The following is a 19115-nucleotide window of genomic DNA, read 5'->3' on the forward strand; positions in this document are numbered from 1 at the left end:
TGCACCTACCTTCTAGCATATTATTATAACATGCTTTTAAAAAAATTCTATAAGGAAAAGGTATCGAAAATCCTAATCTTTCCAATTAGGAATATTTTCACCCTTTACCATACCCTATCTCCACTATTTTAAAACCTAAATATGACCAATCTATGAATAAAAAAAGAATATAAAATGAATCGGTCACGGGTCATAACTATACTCCTTTTACACAAAATGTCAAGTGTTTTGATGATAAATAGGCATATTCAACATGAAAAGCTGCTCCTAATGAGCAGCTTTTTCTTTTGTTAATCAATTGTATTCTACTTGTACAAGTTTATTCCTCTTTCAATGCGTTTCCTAAAAATTTCGCGAGCTCTAACATTCCAAACTTACGAGCCTTATCTTCTGCTTCCGCATTATAATTAGTATTCGTGTTTACATCATATGTATATATGTCACCCTGCTGGTTTGAAATGAATTCAATACCTGCTACATCGATGTGATTATCTTGCAAGAAGGCTTCATATTTAGAAATCAAGGTTCCATCCACTTGATTTAGTATTGCGAATTTTGGCCTCTTTACTTCTTCTTCTCCTATAGGGCAAAATGCATCGCCAATTTGACAAGAATCTGCAGGACATAGCTCGAAGCCATTTGAAGTATCGACATTAACCGCGTAAATGAACTTTCCTCCAACAAATTCTGCTCTTGTAATAAAGGAGTCTTCAGATTGAATATATTCTTGTATTAAAGTAATTCCATCAACTGGCTCTTCAAATTGTGGACCTTCTACATAATCCTTTAATGCTTGGATAGATTGAAATAGCTGCACACCCAATCCTTTTCCAGCTCGATTATGTTTGGTGATAAAAGGAGTAAGTCCGATTTGTTCGGCAGCTTGGATAATTTGAGCCTTACCCACAGCAGCTATGGTTTTGGGTGTTTGTATGCCACTTTTAGTTAAAGCCGTATACTGATTTATCTTACTCAGTTCCAGACTTAATGCTTTGCTTCCGTTAAATACCGTTCTCTTGTGTAATTCCAGCCAAGAAAGGATGCCACCCGTCAGCTCAGGTGCAAAGCGGTGGTTCCTTGTATGTGATGAAGCACTCATACGGTTATAGAAAACTCCCTCGGGCGGTTTAGAGCTTAAGTCAACTAATCCTTCGTCTAAATGCCATGCCTCGTAGGGTAAATTTAATTCTTCCAGCCTTTTAGTTAAGTGGACTGTCCATTCATCATTCTCATGAATAATATATATTTTCTTCATAATATTGTCCCCCATACTTTTCTTAATCATGTCATCAAATCCGATTAATTTTATCGACTTTCTTCATTATTCCATGTCTCCAACTGCTAATCAACGATTTACACTTAAAAAAAACAGTAAAATGGCGACCTTCAATTCATTGAAGATCGCCATTTTGCTTATATTATTTAATTTATTCTTCTCCAGCCACTTTAGATTGGCTTACTTGCTTATTTACTTCCAGCGGATCTTCAGCCTGCTTTGCCCGTTTAATAAAGAAAGCGAGAATTAATGAAACCACCGCAATAAATGTGGAAATAAAGAATGAGAAATTAATTCCTTCAAGGGTTGATTGCAAACCAATTTGAGCCATTGCTGTCTCACTTAGTTGTGCTCCACCAGCATTCTGCATCGCAGCTTTCGCCAATTCCGCGCCATGCGTTTCTGCTCGATTCGTCATAATTGTTACTAGCAATGCAGTACCAATCGCACCAGACACTTGGTTCAATGTATTATTCATAGCTGTCCCATGTGGGTAAAAACGCGGTGGCAACTGGTTAAGCCCATTTGTTGAAACTGGCATCATTACCATGGACATACCTAACATCCTTACTGTATTCAGAATAACTAAATGCGAATAGGATGTATCAAGAGCTAATCGGCTAAATAAATATGTGGTTACTACTGTGATTCCTAAACCAATGATCGCTAACACACGTCCACCATATTTGTCAAATAACTTACCTGTTAACGGAGACATTAATGCCATTACTAATGCTCCAGGAAGCATCATTAATCCAGCATCCATTGGTGAAATCCCTCGAATGGATTGAACATATATTGGAATGAGAAGCATACCTGAGAACATCGCCATATTGAGTACCATAGTGATCGCTGATGATAATGCAAACATCGGAAACTTAAACACACCGAAATTGAGCATTGGTTCTGTTTGCCTTGTTTGTCTAATAATAAAAGTAATCAAGGAGATTAGACCAATAATGATTGTTAAATATACATGCGGACTATCCCAGCCCTTATTTCCTGCTGAACTGAACCCGTACAGTATACCTCCAAATCCAACACTTGATAAAATCAATGAAAATAAATCAAGGCGAATATCCACTTTTCCTTTTTTATCCTTTAACATGAAGAAGCCAAGGATGAAAACGGCAATCGCAATTGGAGTTACAAAATGGAATAACATTCTCCAATCATAATGTTCTACGATCCAACCAGATAAAGTTGGGCCAATTGCTGGAGCTGCCATAAGAATTAACCCGAAAATCCCCATTGCTGCTCCACGTCTTTCAATTGGAAAACTGACAAGCATTACATTCATAAGCAGCGGCATCATAATAGCTGAACCAGACGCTTGAAGCATACGGCCCCCTAGTAAGATGGAAAAAGTATCTGCAAATCCAGACAAAACTGTACCTATTGTAAATAAACCCATTGCGACTAAAAATAGCTTCTTAACCGAATATTTACGAATTAAAAACGCTGTCGCTGGAATTAGTACTCCATTAACAAGCATAAAGCCTGTGGTTAACCATTGAACAGTCGATGGACCTATATCTAAATCAGTCATAATAGACGGTAATGCAATGTTTAACAATGTATTATTTAAAAAAGCAATAAATGCTCCAATCATTAAAACCGCGAGTATTCCGTATGGTGGCTTTGCGGTTTGTTTTTCTGTTTCTTTCATTCCTCTTCCCCCTATATACATTGAGTATATTATTTTATACTCGTATTTCACGTAAAACTTATCTTATACCAATTAACATCTTAATGCAATAAAAACATTTCGTGCTCCTAATTAATTTTTATTCTAAACTAGAATATGATACTATAAAAATAAACAAGTAGTCCAATACTTAACTCAAAAGGTGATTCAATGAACGATAGAAAGCAAAATGTTATTAGCTTAGCGCATGACTTATTTATTGAAAAAGGATTCCAATCTACATCAATCCAGGATATTTTAGACTATACCGGGATTTCAAAAGGAACATTCTATAACTATTTTTCGTCAAAAAACGAACTATTAATCGCGATATTTAAAACTACCTATAAAAAGATGGAGATAAAACGTGATGAATTGCTGATTGGCAAAGACCCTTCCACTATCGATTCATTTATCCTTCAATTGGAAATGCAAATGATGATCAATCGGAAAAATAAGTTGGTGACGTTATTTGAAGAGGTGATTGTCTCAGATGACCCTGAATTAAAACAATTTATCCGAGAAGGTCAAATTAAACAAATTCAATGGCTGTATTCCAGGTTTATTGATTTATTTGGTGAAGAAAAACAACCTTATCTTTTAGATGTCTCTATTATGTTCCTTGGGATCTTACATCAGAACGTCAAATATTATTCAACTATAAATGAATCTTCAGCAGGTATTTCTAAAGCAGTAAAATATACTGTGTCACGTATCGTCGGAATAGCAGAAGAAGTTTCTGCATCTGAAGAGCAGCTGTTTTCACCAACATTAATCGACAATTGGCTGCAAAACCACGGCAAAACAGATCAAACTTTTAAAGATGATCTTAATCAAACGATAACAAAACTCATTACTTCCTTAAAAGATTCGAATGATACCGAAGACTTGCGCAAGCTAATTGAATTTGTCCAAGATGAAATTCTGCACACCAAAAAGCCGAGAAGGTTTCTAATTGAAAGCGCTGTTTTCACATTAAAAAGTAAAGGGCAATTAAATATAGAAGAATTAGACATACTCGAAACTCATGTAAAAACATATTTTTCAGCTCTTGGTGAATAAATAAACCCGAACACTCATGAGAAATGAGCGTTCGGGTTTATTTTTTTCGTTATTATTGAACTTAGAATGGAGCCTTTTGATAAAAATAATTTGGTTTTTTCATCTTGTTTTTAAATGGTTTATGGAAGATATGCGTTGAAGCTGGAGACATTGGCGGAATCAGCCATGTCCAATCGCCCGTCACATCTCTCCCCTCTTTCGTTTCCTTCATTTCGAACTGTTTAAATTGTTGGGCAGCAGTATGATGATCAACAATGCTGACCCCTTGTTTTTTATAGGAATATAAGACAGCTGCATTTAATTCTACAAGGGCTCTGTCTTTCCAGAGGGAAGAATGACTGCCCACATTAAGCCCCATCATCTCAGCAATAATGGGCAGCTTATTATAGCGATCCTCGTCCGCTAAATTTCTCGCGCCTATTTCTGTACCCATATACCATCCATTAAAGGGGGCAGCAGTATAAGTCAAGCCGCCAATTTCCATTTTCATATCGGAGATTAATGGAACGGCATACCACTTAAGCGCTAACTCTTTAAACCATGGAAAGTCAGGGTGTTCAATTAAAACCTCTAAAATTAATTCCTTTGGGATATCGTACAGTTTTGGATTTTCGTCACCTTTTTGGATGATGAGAGGCAAAATGTCAAAGTCTCCATACATCGGTTCCCAGCCCAGATCGATACAGACCTTTGTAAATGCGATTGAAACGGGGTCACCTACTATGCCATCTTTCGTCTCATATCCGGCATAACGAATAAGCTGGTGATTCCAAATGCGAAATTGTTTTTCTTCTGTTTTAGCTGAAAAAACAGTAATTGTTGGTCGAATCTTTCCGTTATTTGTTGCATATTCCATATGTTCAAATAACGCTGCTGCCAACTGATCTTCAGAGTCAATATCCCTTTTATCAATCACGTGGAGCATCTGCCAAAAAAATCGGCCGATACAGCGATTGCTGTTGCGCCAAGCCACTTTTGCCCCATATTGAATCTCTTCATATGTATGATCATAAAATCCTTTTTCTCTTATCATTTCCTCGATTTTCTTCATTCTTTGTGAAGATTCATATTCAGGCTTCTCTAATTCCTTATAATAGGATTGTATAAATTCCTCTGCTTCTTGTAACATTTCAATACTCAAAAAAAATCCTCCCAGGATAGATGATAGATATAGCTCTATTTTACCATAACAGAATAAAAAGTCATTGATTCAGGATTTGGGAAGCAAAAAACGGTATTACAATCTGATACCTTTTGGCAGTTGATTAAAGAGAAATATAGGACTCATTGGATGATTGCGAAATCAGCTTTCTCATCTGCGTTGGTCTAAAGTCGCCTCACAGACACAACGGTTTTAGCTTATTAACGGTAGTCTATTCCCTAATCATCTATCTATCTCGCTAGCGGCTCAGACCTTATCCTGTGATGGCAATCATTGTGGACGAATAAGACAGTATAAGAACTGCACACCATAATAATCCCAAACCAAGGTCAAAACGGCAAGAGAAGGTAGGAAAAACACCATAATAATCCCAAGCTAAGGTTAAAACAGCAAGAGAAGGTAGGAAAAACACCATAATAATCCCAAGCTAAGGTTAAAACAGCAAGAGAAGGTAGAAAAAACACCATAATAATCCCATACCAAGGTCAAAACGGTAAGAGAAGGTAGAAAAAACACCATAATAATACCAAGCTAAGGTTAAAACAGCAAGAGAAGGTAGGAAAAACACCATAATAATCCCAAACCAAGGTCAAAACAGCAAGAGAAGGTAGGAAAAACACCATAATAATCCCAAGCTAAGGTTAAAACAGCAAGAGAAAGTAGAAAAAACACCATAATAATCCCAAACCAAGGTCAAAACAGCAAGAGAAGGTAGGAAAAACACCAGATAACCCCAAACCAAGGTCATAACGGTAAGAGAAGGTAGAAAAAACACCATAATAATCCCAAACCAAGGTCAAAACAGCAAGAGAAGGTAGGAAAAACACCATAATAATCCCAAACCAAGGTCAAAACAGTAAGAGAAGGTAGAAAAAACACCATAATAATCCCAAACCAAGGTCAAAACGGTAAGAGAAGGTAAAAAAAACCACGATAATCCTTGTCTTGGAGACACATTAAATTTTTTCATTCATATACTTTTACAATCACGGTTCCAAATATATTGTCTCCTACATATGCACCTAGTTTCCACAAACCGCTAGCTGGAAGCGAAAAATTAGAAGAAACATGACGATTTGCACCATTATTTGATCCCATTAATGATTTGCCTTCCAATACCGTCACCCCATCACTCCGATTACCGTAAACTCTTCTTCGCTTCCCCAAAAATGACACATATACTTTTGAATCTTGTCAGGATTATGCTTGCTTGTTTCGTTACCTCCAAAGATGAATCCAATACCACCTTCCTCTCCAATCATTGTATAGTTGCCAGATGTAAACAACGAGCTTTCTTCCCAATTCTCTGTCATATGCTCACCTGAATCTTTTCATCCATATCAATATTTGCTTCGAGCTTTCTTCATTTGAACACCCACTTGTGATTTGAGGGAAATAAAAGCGCACTTAAAAACGATAAACTTTTACTCATGTAACCACCTCTACTACATTTGTCGTATAAAACGTAGATATGACATATCCTCATCACTTTTCAGACTAGTAGTAGAAAGTTCATCGCTAAAAAAAAAGCGATCATCCCTTGGATGAACGCCTCAATTATCGCTATTGCATCTTAACTTGATTTTTCGATTGTCTGCTGTTTATTAGACTGTTCGTATAAAAGTTGTCTGAGATAAGGATTTAAGAATAAATCGTCTGGATCCTGCTTTTGTCTAAAAACTAAGAAATCATAAAGCCTTGGATAAAGGTGAAAGAGTTCATCAGCGGTCCTTTTATGCATTTTCCCCCAATGTGGTCTTCCATCATATTTTTTCATTATATTTTCCATGTCGATAAAAAAGGTATCATAAGGCATTCCTTTATACATATGGAAAGCAATATAGGCAGAGTCACGTTTATATGAGGGACTTAGCCAAATATCATCTGCTTTAACCGTCCTGCATTCAATTGGAAAATGTACATGATATTTCTTTTCCTCAATTGTTTGTCTAATTTCTCTTAGTGCTGGTAGAAAATAAGCTAGTGGGATGCTGTACTCCATTTCACGGAATCGCACTTTTCTTGGTGTGGCAAATAATTCATGGCTTTCCGCCCTGATGGTTTCTTTGCCTATTGCCTTGGCGGATAATCTGCTGAAAAAAGCGCTCGTCTTTGGGAAGATTCGGCATACTTCTGAAATGACATAAAATAAATAGTTTTCCAATACGAGTGAATTCAACTTATGCCATCTTAAGCTCTGAGGTTTTTCTGAAGTGATATTCATTGTTTTAACTTGTACAGTATCTGTATAGGGGAAAAGAAAAAATTCAAAATGCCGATTGTTGTAAATGTAATCATTCAGTTTTTCTTCAAGTACGTGAAATTTCACTTTATCACTTTTATATACATAAACAGGAGACTGAATCATTTTAAGTTTAATCTTCACAATGATTCCTAACATCCCTAAAGATACAAGGCAAGCTTTAAAGAACTCAGGATCTTTTTCTACAGAAAGAGCAACAATCTCACCACTACCGGATACGAAGGTAACTTCTAATACTTGAGTTGATATATTTCCGAATTGTAATCCTGTACCATGCGTACCTGTTGAAACTGCCCCTGCAATGCTTTGCACATTTATATCACCTAAATTCTCCTGAGCATATCCCTTTTCACCGAGTAAAGATCCGATCTCATACAAACGCGTTCCAGCGAAAACTGTCACTGTTTCTTTGTCAGTATCAATCGATTCAATTCCTTTCAAGCCATCTAATGAGAGTAACCAGTCAGTCGTATGAGCTAAGTGTGTAAAAGAATGTCCTGCACCAACCACACGAATTTTCTTTTTTTCAGCTTTCGCTTTGCTTACTAGCTCAGTAACTTCTTCTATTGTTGTCGGATATATAATCTTAAGCGGAGTACTTTCACTTGTACCCGCCCAGTTTTTCCATGTCCTTCCCGTCTTTATTTTCATAGAAAACACACTCCATCTCCTCGATAGGTTTCAAAGCGATCAACTAACTCTCCATTTGAGAAACACAAGATTTCAGGAAATCGTTCACAAATCTCACCTGCTTTTGCTGGTCTAAAAATCACTGGATCACCTAAATGCAAAAAATCCTTATCATAGAAGATGGGAGTTTGCACCTCACCAGCCCCCTCCATCGGTAAAAGCTTCGCCCCCGCTGGAATTACTGGCAATGGGAGCTTATCTATCCCCGGGGTACCTGAAGCGACATACCCTCCACCAAGGCATGTATATAAATGAGGGCCAGGTTTCCGTACGATTGGCAAAGCAAAATAAAGTGCAGGCTCATATTGTAAATCTCGGTAACTATCAAATAACAACGGTGAGTAAAAACCAGACCCTACTGTGATCTCTGTAATTCCATCCTCCATGGCCGTTGTCTTGAGACTTCCTGTTCCACCGCCGTTTACGAGGTCTGGAATAAGTCCCTGTGCTTTAAGCACCGCTAGAATGTCCGATCTACGTGCCTTTACTTCAACAATTGACTTTTTCTTCATTAAAGTTATCATTTTATTTTTAATATGGCTTGAAGGTGCATTATCACCAACTCCAGCAATTTGCGCTTCATAGCCCATAACTCCTTTAAACTGCAAATGCGGATATCCCATCACTTTATTTACAAGTGCTAGAACTTGCTCACTCCTGGTCAATGGCGACCTTCGTACGCCAAAGTGGAATCCTGCGATATTTGTGCTCATATCGATATCTATACATATATTCAAGGTTCCGTCAGAATTATGAGCGATGTGATTCAAATACTCAACTTGTTCTATAGAATCAACCATGCATATGACTTTTGCCTGTTCTTCTTTTATCAATGATATTCTGGAAAGCGCTTTTTCATCCCATGAAGGATAACCAATAAGAATGTCATCGAAGCCCTTTTCTATCAGGAATAATGCTTCTGTAGAAGTAAAGCTCATGACGCCCTTGTAGATAGGATGTGACTGCAGAATCCGCCGCAGGACCTTTACAGATCGAATCGATTTTGTAGCTATTCTTATCGTCTTTCCTCTTGATTTATTAGCAATTTCCTGACAATTTTTATCTAAAGCATCTAAATCAAGAAATAGATTCGGACATTTTTCATTTTTGATCATATCCTTTGAAATCATGAAGTCACCTGCCTACGTTAATAGTGCTTTTAGAATATTATAATCCACCAATAAAGTTAGATAAATAAAAATATTTTTTATTATCTAAAAACAATGAAAAGCCATATAGCCACTTGAATGATCGGGAGTAGATGAAGAATGATGGGAGACAAAATAATCATTAAAAAAGCTGTCTGCATGGCCGCAGACAGCTTTTCATCTTTTACTTCAAACCAGTATTGGCCTTTACTGTGACTTCTGCATATTTCTTCGCATCTCGTTTATTAGAAACTACTGTACCAATAAATGCTGCAAGGAAGCCTGCAGGAATCGATACAATCGCTGGATTAGTCAGCGGGAAGATTGGTTCTCCTACAAGAATAGCTACACCCTCTACCGGATTTAATACACTTGGACTGATAGCCACAAGTACAAGCGCTGTCACTAAACCAGTCACCATACCTGTCACCGCGCCAGTTGTATTGAATTTTTTCCAATAGATTGTGTAAATGATAACTGGCAGATTTGCGCTTGCTGCCACACAGAATGCCAAGGAGACCAGGAATGCGACATTCAATGTTTGTGCGAACAAGGCCAAAACAATTGAAAGAACGGAAACGCCAATCGATGCATAGCGTGCTGCAAGCATTTGTTCTCTTTCAGAAATTTTACCCTTCTTGATAATTTGCCCATAAATATCATGCGCAAAAGCAGAGGCTCCTGATAGCACCAGGCCAGCTACCACTGCGAGAATAGTAGCGAATGCCACGGCTGAAACAAATGACATTAAGAAGTCTCCACCCAATGCTTTTGCTAATAGAGGAGCAGCCATGTTTCCTGCCGCATTCGCAGCCACAATGGAATCTGACCCAACAAATGCTGCTGCACCAAAGCCAAGGAAGATAGTAAGAATATAAAAGATCCCGACAATCCACGTTGCTGTAACAACTGAGCTTCTAGCTGTCTTCGCATCTTTTACAGTGAAGAATCGCATTAAGATATGCGGTAATCCAGCCGTACCAAGCACTAGCGCTGCCATCATGGAAATGGTATCAATTCCATTCGTATATTTGACACCAGGATTCAAGTAAGCTTCTCCATGCGGTGTGAGCGTTTTCATTTCCTCAAACATTGTGAAGATATTAAAGTTGAATTTCGCGAGTACAAGGAATGAAATTATAACAGTACCAAGCATGAGTAGAACCGCTTTTATAATTTGAACCCAGCTTGTAGCAGTCATGCCGCCAAACAAGACATAGGTGGTCATCATAACCCCAACGAGTAAAACAGCAATCCAATAATCAATTCCTAATAATAATTGAATGAGAGCACCTGCACCAACTAACTGAGCAATCATATAGAAAATGACAATCGTTATCGTACTGATTGCAGCTACACCACGAACCTTTTTTTGTTCAAATCTTGCATTGATCATATCTGCAATCGTGTATTTACCTAGATTTCTTAATGGTTCAGCAACGATATAGAGTACAACCAAGTAGGCAACTAGATACCCAATAGAGTAGAAAAATCCATCAAATCCAAAGAGAGCGATCGCACCAGCAATACCCAAAAAGGAAGCTGCAGATAAATAGTCACCTGCAATTGCAAGGCCATTTTGCCATCCAGTCAAACCACCGCCAGCAGTATAAAACTCACTTGTGGTGTTTGTCCGTTTTGCTGCCCAATAAGTTACAACCAGTGTCATGGCAACAATTAATACGAATAAAGATAAACCAATCATACTCATAACTATTGATCCCCTTGCCTTTTATGATTTTCAATGATTGCTTCTGCTTCTTGATCATATCTACTTGCTTTTTTTACATAGATCGTACAAAGTACCCATGTCATCACAAATTGCGCAAGCGCATACACCCAAGTCCAAGTGATTGCACCAATCGCTGGTTTATTGAGAATAGTCGTAAAGGATGTAAGGATTGGAAGTGTAAAATAAAAGACTATAAAAAATATAACAGTTGGAACGATAAACCTCTTCTTAGCAGAAATGAGACTTTTAAATTCATTGCTCTCTGCGATTTTTTCATAATCATAATCTTTCTTTACCTCATTTTGTGCTTTTGCTAAATTATCCATTATTCCCCTCCTTTTCTGAAATATAAGTATATTCTAAAAAATAAGAAAAGAATTAGCAATGGTAAATGTATAAAAATAGGAAATTAGTTTGTGACAAAATTCGACAAATACAAGAAAAGCACTATAAAAAAACCTTCTGTTCTTCTTATTTATAGTCATGATTATCTACTCTTTAAGGCAATCTTATAGCCCTATTTGAATGAATCGTTTTGACCTCTGTAATGAATTCTCCTATTATTAAATACAAAAACCTCTTTACACAATCTTGTGTAAAGAGGTTTATAATTCATTAATATACATGAGTAAAAAGGTCTATTATGGCGGGACCGCCTGGGAATCGAACCCAGCTGACCTGGCACGCAGGTCACAATTAGTTTTGAAGACTACGAGGGACACCAGAACCCCATTCGACCCCGTATGAATATTCTTATTAAATATCTACTATCATCATTTTACCTACTACCTGTTACATGTTACTATTTTTAATAATATATTTCAATCATAAATTTCTAAAATTAAATAGACAGCCTCACTCCTTCTATTGTTGGATTAAACGGTGATATCAGCTTCGGTTTAGTAAGGTTTGAGAATGGATTTTGCAAAACATAATCTTAAAATGTAAACTAAGGAAAGTATGTAAATATACCTTCTCATAAATATGATTTTATTTAAAATAGAGGTCGTGCGATGAAAAGATTTATATTAAAAAGAGATTTTGAAGATAGATTTAAAAAAGGAACAAAATTCTATGTTGTTTCTGAATCAGAATTTATTGGTGTAAAGGAATATGTATTACGTACACAGGATTTAGAGCACAGGATTGTGATTTCTGAAGCAGAGCTGCAAAAGAATTTCATACCCATGAATTGACCGTTCATCATTCATCATGAACTACACAAGAATATTCTTCTAATCTTGTCTGATTGTGCTAGAAAGCTTATAATAAGAATAGAAATTAAGTGTGAAGGTGAATAGAATGCTTGAAGGCTGGTTTTTGTTGTTTATTTTATTTTGGGTCGTTGTACTATTAGTTTTCTTTGCCATCGGCGGATTTTTTATGTTTCGGAAGTTTTTAAAGAGACTGCCAAAGGAAGATGGCAAGTCCGACATGGATTGGGAAGAATATTACGTAAGTAAAACAAAGCATCTTTGGAAAAGGGAAGTCAACGTTTTGCTTGATGATTTAGTCAGCCCTGTTCCTGAACTATTTAGAGATGTAGCGAGACAGAAAATTGCTGGCAAGATTGGAGAACTTGCAGTGAAAGAAAAAGCGAAGGAAATTGACCAGGATCTACTGATCAGAGGATATATTATAGCTACTCCCAAACGCGATCATAAATTTCTTCGCAAAAAGTTAACTGAGAATAATATAAATATGAATCCATATGAACATTTATTTTAGCCATTCCTTTTTAGAGATGGCTTTTCTCTTGCTCAAAAAAATCAGCCAACTTATTAAAAGTAGGCTGATTTCTTTAAACTGTCGGTTTCGAGCTTACATCACCGAACTGTTCATGCTGGATTTTACGAAAATTCAGGAACATAGCAATTCTCCATGGAACAATCATAGAAAAAGCAAGAAGATAAAACATACCTGCTAATGCACCCACATCAATGGAATTGCTTAAAATAGTTTTCGCTATAATTCTAATGACTAATAAGCCAATAATAATGAATAAAAAAGCTTTGGACTGCTTTAAATATATTTCATTATCCTTCATTTCAAACTTTGTCGTCTTAATTAATAATATGGAGAAAAGCATCCCTACTATAACTGCCTCGAATATTTCCATTGCTGTTACACGGAAAAAAGGAAATATAAACATCAGCGCACCTGTGCTCATAAAAACAGGAGGTAAAATGATTTTCTTCACTGAGGCCGGTTGTTTTGCAGCCTTCATTCTGATGAACATAGCAAAAACAGCCATGAAGATAGCCCCTAATGATGTCCATAAAACCATGTCCATTTGATAAACATCCTTTTTCTTAAAAAGTTACTTTCACTAATATTATTGTCCTTCATATTATAACTTAATCTGTAGCCTAAAGTAAGTTTAAACTAACTTATGTTTAATTAAGCACGCGTGTGACTGCATCCAATACTCGAATTTCATCAAATGGTTTGACAATAAAGTCCTTTGCCCCAGCTTCAATGGCTTCTACAACCATCTTTTGCTGGCCCATTGCAGAGCACATGACGATTTTTGCAGAAGGCGAATCTTTTCTAATAATTTTCATCGCTTCTAACCCGCTCATTTCTGGCATCGTAATATCCATTGTAACTAGATCAGGGTTTAATTCATTAAATAATTGAATCGCTTCTTTCCCATTTTCCGCTTCTCCAACAATCTCGTGATTCGCTTTTTTCAAAATATTAGTTAAAGTCAATCTCATAAATTTCGCATCATCTACTATTAAAATTTTTGCCACTATGCTTCCCCCTTGTAACCATTTTCATTTACTTTTCTTTCATATATTTTGATTTCACTATATCTAACATAAATATATGCTTGCTCTATAAGAACACATATTTCAATATATCTAATTTTTTAAAAAAATTCAATTTAAAATCAACGACAAATTTCGCATAAGCGATTGCCTGATAGCTTTTAATCCACAGTTAAGGAGCATAACATCATGAGGTTTCCCCTATTCCTCATGCTCATTATCCTTTTGTGATTATACTGATAACCTATGATTTCCTGAACTTCACATATGCTTTAAAAAAAAGACCTGTAAAATTAATAAAAAGAGCGAGGAAGCCCGCTCTTTTAAATCATTTAAAATCCAGTAAATCCACCAGTTAACATTGTGAAATAAGAGATAATCACCGTCATCCAATCAAAAAACAATACAATCCCCATCACAATCATCAGAATGCCACCGATTTTCATAATCTTCACATTATGCTTGCGAATCCATTTCATCTTGCCAATAAAGAAAGATAATATGAAGAAAGGAACGGCAAACCCTATGATATAGGCTATCATATATATAAGACCCGATCCAGGATTCGCTGCTGTTAAAAATACAACTGAAACTAAAATAGGACCCATGCAAGGCGTCCAACCTGCAGCGAAGGCAAATCCAATTAATACGCTTCCAAAATATCCTGTTGGACGATTTTTAAATTCAAAACGGTGTTCCTTCATTAGAAATTTCGGAGTAAATATTCCTAATATCATTAATCCGAATACAATGATAAATATCGCGCCTATTTGACGAATTAAGTTATTATAGTCTCTAAAGAATTCACCAAATAAGGTGGAACTGTAACCTAAAGCAATAAATACAAGTGAAAAACCTACTAGAAATGCCAGTGTATGTAGCATACTACGCTTTTGCAGCATTGCATTCTCGTTTTTAAGTTCTCCGACAGACATTCCCGTTATGTATGATAAAAACGCTGGGTATAGGGGCAGACAGCAAGGTGAAATGAAACTAAGAAAGCCCGCACCTAAGGCGATGAACAAATTCAAATCTGTCATTTCAACAACTCCCGATATGCATTCTTTTTCCATATTCATTCTACCAAAACAATGGCTCAAAAGATATTAGTGTAATGTGAACAATTTGTGACTCCGCCGACTTCATTGGCTTCTCAGCAATCACGCATGAGATTATTTGAAAAAAAAGGGACTTGCTCAAACTTATGTTTATTCTTTTCAACTGTATATATGCTATAATCATTTCTAACGTTTTACAAAACTTTCTTTTGAATTAATTACCATTATTCGCTATAATAGATAATAGTACATTTTTTTTATTGACGAATAATCTACCATTAAAATTAATACCTATACAAATCTGCAGAGGAGTTTTAAGGGCGTGAATAAACAGGACTTGCTAATATTAATCGAACAAAAAAGAATAGAATTGATTCAAATAGCAATGAGAAACGGCCTCAATTCAACTGCAGCTATTAAGTACAGTCAAGAATTAGATGTATTGCTCAATGAATACAATCGAATGTTCGAAAGTAGACTTCAATTAAATAAATAACTTAAATCATTATACCTTTCTCCTGATGATTCTCTTCATCTTTCTCTTCATATTTATCCATCTGTAATTGAAGTTTGATTACTTTCAATCATGAAAGTAAAGCACCCTGCTCCCATTTTAAAAAGAGAGCAGGGTGCTTTACTTATTTCATTCAAGTTCATACTATATTTTCCAGAGATACTGCAGATCCATTTTGTAATAAGTACATTTTATGATACAACCCTTTTTTTGCCAGAAGCTCTTGATGATTTCCACTCTCGACAATTTCCCCTTGGTGAAGAACGAGAATGGTCTCGGCATCTTGAATCGTTGAAAGTCTATGAGCTATCGCTATCGTAGTTCGGCCTTTCCTCATTTTTTCAAGTGCCGCCTGAATCGCTTCTTCTGTTTCTGTATCAATGTTTGCTGTTGCTTCATCAAGCACCAATATTCTAGGATTGGCAGCAATCGTCCTAGCGAATGCTACTAGCTGCCTTTGTCCGCTTGAAAACGCTCCTCCTCGCTCAACGACCAGATGATCATAACCAGATTCCAGCTTTTCAATAAAATGATTAGCCTGCACAAATTCGGCTGCCGCTTGAACATCTTGGTCAGTTAATTGTTGATGATGCAGTTTAATATTATCCTTAACCGTACCATAGAATAAGAATGGGTCTTGCAGGACTAATCCCATATTCGTTCTTAATTCTCCCTTGGAAAAATGCTTGATTGATTTTCCATCAATCAGAATCTCCCCTCTATCAAACTCGTAAAATCGCATCATTAAATTGATAATTGAACTTTTACCGCTGCCTGTATGGCCGACAAGCGCTACTGTTTCCCCAGGTTTGGCTTTAAATGAAACATCCTTTAAAACGTCCTTTTTCCCATCGTATGAAAAACTGACATGTCTAAATTCAATTTCTCCTTTAATTATCGTATGATCTGCTGGTTTTTGTTGAGGAGCAACCTCGGTTTCATCCATTAATTTAAAGACACGGGACGCAGCGATAATCGCCTGTTGAAACATTGATAAACGCTGCATGATGTTATTAACTGGTTCAAAAAATCGATCTAAATAGCTTACAAAAACATAGACTACACCGATTTCTATTGGACTATCAAATGAGCTAATCCCAAAAAAGCTGAGTACAACCATCAATGCAAACACATACACTAGATCAATTGCTGGCCTTAGCAATAGCCCTTCAATTTTTATATTTTTCATCCCTGCACCATAATGTTTTTCGTTGATATCTTCAAATTCTCTGCGCAATCTCTTTTCCTGTCTATACACCTGTATGATTCCCATACCTTGCAAAGACTCACTCAATTTTGCATTTAATTGACCTAATCTTTCTCTTAAGTCTTGATAGAAAACAGAGCTATATTTACGATAAATAAACATAATAAAAAGCAGGAGTGGGAGAATAAGCAAGCAAAACATCGACAGCTTTACATCTAAAATAAACATAGCTGCAAAAATACCTATCATTAAAAAGCTGCCTTGAACGAACGTAACCAGAACGCTAATAAACATATCTAAAATCGCTTCTGTATCATTTGTTACTCTTGATACAATACTTCCAGCAGGTGTTTTATCAAAATATTTTAGTCCGAGCGACTGTACTTTTGCAAAAGCGTCAATCCTTAAACGCTGAATAATCTTTAAGGCAATTTCCTGAAATTTATATAGATGTATATAGGATAGAAATAGATTCATTATTTGTATTCCTAAATAAATCGACCCAAGCATAAACAGCGGTTCGAACGTAAGGTTTCTTGGTGTTAAATAATCATCGATAAATTTCCCAACCAGTATAGGTGAAATGATATCACCAATGGTTGTCAATAGTAAAATACTAAAAGCAAAAATAATAGTCCTTTTATGCGGTTTTGTATAGGAAAGCAGACGAAAAAGTACTTTTCGCTGCTCTCTGCCCTCTATGATTGGTATTTGTTCCATCTGCTTAACCCCCATGCTCCACTAGTTCTTCCAATTGCTGATGCAAATACATATTCCTATACCAGCTATCCTGCTTCATCAATTCCTCATGTGTGCCTCTCTCAATTATTTCTCCATTGTCAATCACAAGAATCAGATTTGCATGCTGGATTGCACTTAATCGATGAGCAGTAATTATGGTCGTTTTTTCTGTTCTTTCTTTTCGCAAAGAAGTCAGTATTGCTTCTTCCGTTTTTGCATCAACAGCAGAAAGTGAATCATCCAAAATAAGCATTTCTGGATTCATCATCAAGGCTCTGGCAATGGAAATTCTTTGTTTTTGCCCCCCTGATAACGAGACCCCTCTCTCACCTACAACCGTTTCATATCCGTCTGTAAACCCTTTAATATCCTCATGAATATAGGCAAGCCTCGCAGCTTGGTGAATCTCACCCAGATTACTCTCAGGCTGCGCAAAAGCAATATTTTCCGCTATCGTGGCAGAAAATAAGAAATGCTCCTGCGGCACATAACCAATCGCCCTTCTTAACTCATTGAGATGGAAGCTTGATAAAGGTATTCCTCCAAAACAGATATTTTCTCCATCAAATTCTCGTATAAGCAGCTTTAACAGGGTTGTTTTACCTGCCCCCGTTTTACCAACGATTCCTAATGTTTCACCTTTATGTAATGTAAAGTGAATATTTTTTAACGCACTCTCTTTTTCACCTGGATAAGAAAAGGCGTCAAGTGAGAACACAATGTTACCACTGGGTACGGACTGAACAGCTGCCCGGTTATCCAGAATATCAATTTTTTCCGCTAATAATTTTGAAACACGGTCATATGAAGCGCGCCCTCTTTCTACGATATTAAACAGCCAACCAAAAGCAAGCATCGGCCAAATTAATAAACTAAGATAAGTAGTAAATGCTACAAGATCACCAATAGTCATTTCTCCATTTATCACAAACTTAGATCCAAAAACGATAGACAGGAAAAAAGACACGCCCGCAATAATAGAAATTGTGGGATCATATAATGCATCAACTTTTACGACAGACACATTTTTCTTAACTACATCATCCGTTTGCTTTGAAAAAGCTTCAATATCTTCGTTTTCTTGACCAAACGTTTTAATCACTTTAATTCCTGAGACACTTTCTTGTGTTTTATCATTTAATTCTGAAAAAGCTTCCTGTGCCTTATGGAACCGCTTATGGAGCATGGAGCCATACCAGCTTGTTAAAATAACCATTAAAGGCATAGGGATGAGCGCAATAAGCGTCAATTTCCAACTAATTGTTGTTGCCATGGCAATAATAACAAAACCACCTGTCGCCAATGAGTCGACAAATGTTAGAACGGCTGTACCCGCAGTCTGCTGAATAGCTGTCAAATCATTGGTTGCATGAGCCATCAGATCTCCAACCCGTTTCCGCTGATAAAAGGCTTGAGACATTTTTGTAAAATGACTATAAAGATTATTTCTTAAAAGCTTTGCCAATTTCACAGCTGATCCGAAAATCATAATCCGCCAATAATAGCGTAATACATACATGCATACAGCGACGATTGCCAGCATAGCTATCCAATACAAAAGAATGGAAGCTGTCAGAGTTCCATCTTTTATATGATCAACAAATATACCGATTACTCTAGGAGGGACGAGCTGTAAAAAAGCGACAAATAATAAAAGAATAATTCCTGTTAAATAGGCCCTTTTCTCCTGTTTAAAAAACCACATTAGATCTAAAAATACTCTCATTCCTTGCCCTCCACTATGTATCTCAATTTCATCAAGCTGCGATTCTAATATAAGCTTAAATAGTTTATCAAATAT

Annotated in this window: 18 protein-coding genes and 1 tRNA gene; 4 read left to right on the top strand and 15 right to left on the bottom strand. The window is 36.5% G+C overall.

Annotation, left to right across the window (positions count from 1 at the left end):
- Positions 1–319: 319 nt before the first annotated feature.
- Together J2S17_RS25050 and J2S17_RS25055 are read right to left on the bottom strand one after the other, a co-directional pair.
- Entirely contained in the window at positions 320–1255 is a 936-nt protein-coding gene (locus J2S17_RS25050; RefSeq protein ID WP_307479149.1) for an ATP-grasp domain-containing protein, read from the bottom strand.
- A gap of 172 nt (positions 1256–1427) precedes the next feature.
- Entirely contained in the window at positions 1428–2945 is a 1518-nt protein-coding gene (locus J2S17_RS25055; protein ID WP_307479152.1) for a DHA2 family efflux MFS transporter permease subunit, read from the bottom strand.
- A gap of 189 nt (positions 2946–3134) precedes the next feature.
- On the opposite strand from J2S17_RS25055, the gene J2S17_RS25060 reads away from it, so the two are divergent.
- On the top strand, positions 3135–4025 hold the full coding sequence (locus J2S17_RS25060; RefSeq protein WP_307479155.1) for a TetR/AcrR family transcriptional regulator: 891 nt from the start codon (positions 3135–3137) through the stop codon (positions 4023–4025).
- 61 nt (positions 4026–4086) lie between these two features.
- Here the strand turns inward: J2S17_RS25060 and J2S17_RS25065 are convergent, their stop codons facing one another.
- The 8 genes from J2S17_RS25065 to J2S17_RS25100 all read right to left on the bottom strand — a co-directional run bounded on the left by J2S17_RS25065 (position 4087) and on the right by J2S17_RS25100 (position 11761).
- Entirely contained in the window at positions 4087–5154 is a 1068-nt protein-coding gene (locus J2S17_RS25065; protein WP_370875123.1) for a nitric oxide synthase oxygenase, read from the bottom strand.
- A 999-nt stretch (positions 5155–6153) separates the two neighbouring features.
- On the bottom strand, positions 6154–6312 hold the full coding sequence (locus tag J2S17_RS25070) for a hypothetical protein (protein ID WP_307479160.1): 159 nt from the start codon (positions 6310–6312) through the stop codon (positions 6154–6156).
- A complete protein-coding gene (locus J2S17_RS25075; protein WP_307479162.1) occupies positions 6309–6500 on the bottom strand; it encodes a hypothetical protein in 192 nt (63 codons plus the stop codon). Before J2S17_RS25075 ends, J2S17_RS25070 begins: the two co-directional genes overlap by 4 nt.
- A 260-nt stretch (positions 6501–6760) precedes the next feature.
- Positions 6761–8101, bottom strand: a complete 1341-nt coding sequence (locus J2S17_RS25080) for a D-arabinono-1,4-lactone oxidase (protein WP_307479166.1) — start codon at positions 8099–8101, stop codon at positions 6761–6763.
- Positions 8098–9267, bottom strand: coding sequence for an amino acid deaminase/aldolase (locus J2S17_RS25085; protein ID WP_370875124.1), 1170 nt, complete (start codon positions 9265–9267; stop codon positions 8098–8100). Before J2S17_RS25085 ends, J2S17_RS25080 begins: the two co-directional genes overlap by 4 nt.
- A 205-nt stretch (positions 9268–9472) precedes the next feature.
- Positions 9473–10999 (bottom strand): solute symporter family protein, encoded by a 1527-nt coding sequence (locus J2S17_RS25090; protein ID WP_307479171.1) that lies wholly within the window; start codon positions 10997–10999, stop codon positions 9473–9475.
- A 2-nt stretch (positions 11000–11001) separates the two neighbouring features.
- Complete coding sequence (locus J2S17_RS25095; RefSeq protein WP_307479174.1) at positions 11002–11346, bottom strand: DUF485 domain-containing protein; 345 nt, start codon at positions 11344–11346, stop codon at positions 11002–11004.
- A gap of 318 nt (positions 11347–11664) precedes the next feature.
- Positions 11665–11761: transfer RNA gene (locus J2S17_RS25100), tRNA-Sec, on the bottom strand.
- Positions 11762–12033: 272 nt separating this feature from the next.
- On the opposite strand from J2S17_RS25100, the gene J2S17_RS25105 reads away from it, so the two are divergent.
- Complete coding sequence (locus J2S17_RS25105) at positions 12034–12216, top strand: hypothetical protein (RefSeq protein ID WP_307479177.1); 183 nt, start codon at positions 12034–12036, stop codon at positions 12214–12216.
- Positions 12217–12322: 106 nt separating this feature from the next.
- Positions 12323–12748 (top strand): DUF2621 domain-containing protein, encoded by a 426-nt coding sequence (locus tag J2S17_RS25110; RefSeq protein ID WP_307479180.1) that lies wholly within the window; start codon positions 12323–12325, stop codon positions 12746–12748.
- A gap of 73 nt (positions 12749–12821) precedes the next feature.
- On the opposite strand, the gene J2S17_RS25115 is transcribed toward J2S17_RS25110, so the two are convergent.
- From J2S17_RS25115 to J2S17_RS25125, 3 genes are all read right to left on the bottom strand, one after another.
- Complete coding sequence (locus J2S17_RS25115) at positions 12822–13313, bottom strand: CcdC family protein (RefSeq protein ID WP_307479183.1); 492 nt, start codon at positions 13311–13313, stop codon at positions 12822–12824.
- Positions 13314–13416: 103 nt separating this feature from the next.
- Positions 13417–13776, bottom strand: coding sequence for a response regulator (locus tag J2S17_RS25120; RefSeq protein ID WP_307479185.1), 360 nt, complete (start codon positions 13774–13776; stop codon positions 13417–13419).
- Positions 13777–14126: 350 nt separating this feature from the next.
- A complete protein-coding gene (locus J2S17_RS25125; protein WP_307479186.1) occupies positions 14127–14834 on the bottom strand; it encodes a cytochrome c biogenesis CcdA family protein in 708 nt (235 codons plus the stop codon).
- A 340-nt stretch (positions 14835–15174) separates the two neighbouring features.
- Here J2S17_RS25125 and J2S17_RS25130 point away from each other — a divergent pair, with 340 nt between their 5' ends.
- The gene (locus J2S17_RS25130) at positions 15175–15348 is read left to right on the top strand and encodes an aspartyl-phosphate phosphatase Spo0E family protein (RefSeq protein ID WP_307479189.1); all 174 of its coding nucleotides are present in this window, start codon (positions 15175–15177) and stop codon (positions 15346–15348) included.
- A gap of 157 nt (positions 15349–15505) precedes the next feature.
- Here J2S17_RS25130 and J2S17_RS25135 read toward each other — a convergent pair whose 3' ends face one another.
- Complete coding sequence (locus J2S17_RS25135; RefSeq protein ID WP_307479192.1) at positions 15506–17293, bottom strand: ABC transporter ATP-binding protein; 1788 nt, start codon at positions 17291–17293, stop codon at positions 15506–15508.
- Between the two features lie 4 nt (positions 17294–17297).
- Complete coding sequence (locus J2S17_RS25140) at positions 17298–19040, bottom strand: ABC transporter transmembrane domain-containing protein (RefSeq protein WP_307479195.1); 1743 nt, start codon at positions 19038–19040, stop codon at positions 17298–17300.
- Positions 19041–19115 lie beyond the last annotated feature (75 nt).

It is taken from the genome of Cytobacillus purgationiresistens, assembly GCF_030813235.1.
Lineage (GTDB): Bacteria > Bacillota > Bacilli > Bacillales > Cytobacillaceae > Cytobacillus > Cytobacillus purgationiresistens.

Coding starts and splice junctions, on each gene's coding strand:
- J2S17_RS25140 (WP_307479195.1), bottom strand. CDS start 19,040: ATGAGAGTATTTTTAGATCTAATGTGGTTTTTTAAACAGGAGAAAAGG.
- J2S17_RS25080 (WP_307479166.1), bottom strand. CDS start 8,101: ATGAAAATAAAGACGGGAAGGACATGGAAAAACTGGGCGGGTACAAGT.
- J2S17_RS25110 (WP_307479180.1), top strand. CDS start 12,323: ATGCTTGAAGGCTGGTTTTTGTTGTTTATTTTATTTTGGGTCGTTGTA.
- J2S17_RS25060 (WP_307479155.1), top strand. CDS start 3,135: ATGAACGATAGAAAGCAAAATGTTATTAGCTTAGCGCATGACTTATTT.
- J2S17_RS25075 (WP_307479162.1), bottom strand. CDS start 6,500: ATGACAGAGAATTGGGAAGAAAGCTCGTTGTTTACATCTGGCAACTAT.
- J2S17_RS25115 (WP_307479183.1), bottom strand. CDS start 13,313: ATGGACATGGTTTTATGGACATCATTAGGGGCTATCTTCATGGCTGTT.
- J2S17_RS25125 (WP_307479186.1), bottom strand. CDS start 14,834: ATGACAGATTTGAATTTGTTCATCGCCTTAGGTGCGGGCTTTCTTAGT.
- J2S17_RS25050 (WP_307479149.1), bottom strand. CDS start 1,255: ATGAAGAAAATATATATTATTCATGAGAATGATGAATGGACAGTCCAC.
- J2S17_RS25105 (WP_307479177.1), top strand. CDS start 12,034: ATGAAAAGATTTATATTAAAAAGAGATTTTGAAGATAGATTTAAAAAA.
- J2S17_RS25065 (WP_370875123.1), bottom strand. CDS start 5,154: ATGTTACAAGAAGCAGAGGAATTTATACAATCCTATTATAAGGAATTA.
- J2S17_RS25135 (WP_307479192.1), bottom strand. CDS start 17,293: ATGGAACAAATACCAATCATAGAGGGCAGAGAGCAGCGAAAAGTACTT.
- J2S17_RS25090 (WP_307479171.1), bottom strand. CDS start 10,999: ATGAGTATGATTGGTTTATCTTTATTCGTATTAATTGTTGCCATGACA.
- J2S17_RS25095 (WP_307479174.1), bottom strand. CDS start 11,346: ATGGATAATTTAGCAAAAGCACAAAATGAGGTAAAGAAAGATTATGAT.
- J2S17_RS25055 (WP_307479152.1), bottom strand. CDS start 2,945: ATGAAAGAAACAGAAAAACAAACCGCAAAGCCACCATACGGAATACTC.